General features: G+C 42.8%; 1 protein-coding gene. It reads left to right on the forward strand.

All coding sequences use genetic code 11. The features are described from left to right. Positions 1 to 601: 601 nt before the first annotated feature. Positions 602 to 2,227 carry a methyl-accepting chemotaxis protein gene (locus BLO31_RS22405; RefSeq protein ID WP_070972218.1) on the forward strand — a complete coding sequence of 542 codons (1,626 nt, stop codon included), beginning with the start codon at positions 602 to 604 and terminating at the stop codon, positions 2,225 to 2,227. The last annotated feature ends 225 nt before the right edge of the window (positions 2,228 to 2,452 follow it).

Here is a 2,452-nt window from a genome sequence, read left to right on the forward strand (position 1 = left end):
TGTTGTTTGACATGCAGAATGTCACAGCCGGGAGGCCGGCCCGTTAACTCCCTTAGACGGAGCCACTTTTAGAAGAGGTCACATCGCAAGGTGTGGCCTTTTTCGTATCTGCTGTTTGAAAAGCTCTCTTCCAGTAACAAGCTCTTGACGTCGAGATATTGTAGAAAACTATGCCTTTTCTTTTAACTCTCCCCCCTTAGATTTGCCAACCTCTCGCAACTCTATATAAGGATGAGATCTCACAACAGTACTATTTTTCAACATTTTAGTGTGCCAGAGGTTGAGATATAGCCAACTCGCTTCTATCTTTTAAATTCACTATTAATTCCAATATCAATATCAATATCAATATCAATATCAATATAGAGCAAAAGCTCACAGCCCTTTCTAGTAAAAAGGTTTATGCCAATTTTTTCCTTTTACGAAAGTGCATTTTTGAGAACCCATGCCTTTCTTTTGCCTTTATTTCGAGGTGAAAATTTAATCTACATCATACTTTTTATTAATGGTACAATGTCCCATATAATATTTTTGTAACATGCTTGTCATTATTAGTGCAGCCGTACCATATACACGAAGCTGTCTTCAACAGGGGGTATCCATGAAACTTAAAGTACAAGCCTATATCTTGTCTGCCATTATACTGGCAGCTTTACTCGCATTAGCAGCTACGGGGCTTTGGACATTACGCGTCGCTAGTAACATAGACAACAAGGCTCGCGTAACAGAGCTTTTTACTAGCGCCTATAGCATTCTTAACGAAATAGAAAAAATGGCTATCGAAGGCACGTTGCCAGAGCAACAAGCAAAAGATCTCGCTACCCGTTTACTTCGCAATAACATTTACAAAGATAATGAATACGTCTACGTCGCTGATGAGAATATGACCTTTGTTGCCACCCCTCTTGATCCTCAGCTTCACGGTACTAGCTTCCACGACTTTAAAGATGGTGACGGCAATAGTGTCGGCCAACTAATTCTAGATGTTCTGGGTAATCGAACAGGACAGTTGGTCGAATATACTTGGACGCAAAAGCAAGCGGACGGTTCGATAGAGTCTAAACTCTCAATCGCTCAAAAAACGCCTCATTGGGGCTGGGTTGTAGGTACGGGCATCGGCTTCAATGAGGTCAATGCACGCTTCTGGGCAACGGCTCAATGGCAACTAGGGCTCTGCTTGATTATTGCTGGTGCCATTTTAACAATTCTAATCATGGCTATCCGTCGTATCATTTCTCTGCTTGGCGGTGAACCTCAAGAAGTGCGAGATGCGGTAACCGCGGTCTCTAAAGGTGAAATTCAAGCCTCATTTGATGAAGACGCACCAGCTGGCAGTATTTATCATGCCGTTCAAGTCATGAGTAAATCCCTCGCTCAACTTGTAACTAATCTCGATACTTCCATGCATGCATTGCGCGGTGAACTCAGTCATGTAGAGGAGCGAGCAGCAAGCATTGCTCAACTCACTGACTCTCAGCAGCAATCCACCGAAATGATCGCTACGGCAATGACAGAAATGGCTTCTTCTGCCAACAACGTCGCTGACTCGGCCCGAGATACTGCTCAAAATACTGACGAAGCCGATAAGCAAAGCCAGCACACTCAACACCTTATCCATAACACTGTTGATAATATTCAAGGCTTAGCAGTCCAGTTGAATACCGCTAGCCAAGCAGTTTCCGATCTGGACAATGATGTAAACAATATCGTTAAGGTATTGGATGTGATCGGTGATATCGCTGAACAGACCAATCTATTAGCATTAAATGCGGCAATCGAAGCAGCACGAGCTGGAGAACAAGGTAGAGGGTTCGCTGTTGTGGCAGATGAAGTACGTAACCTTGCTGGTCGCACTCAAGATAGTACTAAAGAGATTCAACAGATGATCTCTAACCTGCAAGAGGGATCCCGCAATGCCATTCAGACCATGGAAGTTTGTGCACAAACCAGCGAAAGCACGGTGACTGAATCTGAGAACGCCTCTCAGGCGCTACAACAAATTGTTGTTGCGTTAGAGTCAATTACTCAAATGAGCCATCAAATCGCTACTGCTGCAGCCGAGCAGACTCAAGTGAGTGATGATATTTCACAGCGGATCAATATGATTGAAGAGAGTGGTACTCAATTGAGTAACGTTGTTTCCGAAAGTCATTCAAGTACACAAAGCCTCACTTCATTAGCGAACGAGCTTGAAACTTGGGTTAGCAAGTTTAACGTTAAGCAGTAAATTGATTTCAACACTACAAAAGCACGCCTTAAGGCGTGCTTTTTTTATTGATACATCAAAATAATTAAGAGAATCCTTGCCCCATGATCCTACCAAAACGACTCTTCAATCGTTGTAAACGCATAAAAACAGCCCACTAAGTATATAAAAACATCAAACGAGATTATTTTTGCAATTTAGTGTTGACGTTAATCCCGAAAACCCGTTTAATACATTCCGTCGCCC

The sequence above is a fragment of the Vibrio sonorensis genome (assembly GCF_001854765.1).
Lineage (GTDB): Bacteria > Pseudomonadota > Gammaproteobacteria > Enterobacterales > Vibrionaceae > Vibrio > Vibrio sonorensis.

Coding starts and splice junctions, on each gene's coding strand:
- BLO31_RS22405 (WP_070972218.1), top strand. CDS start 602: ATGAAACTTAAAGTACAAGCCTATATCTTGTCTGCCATTATACTGGCA.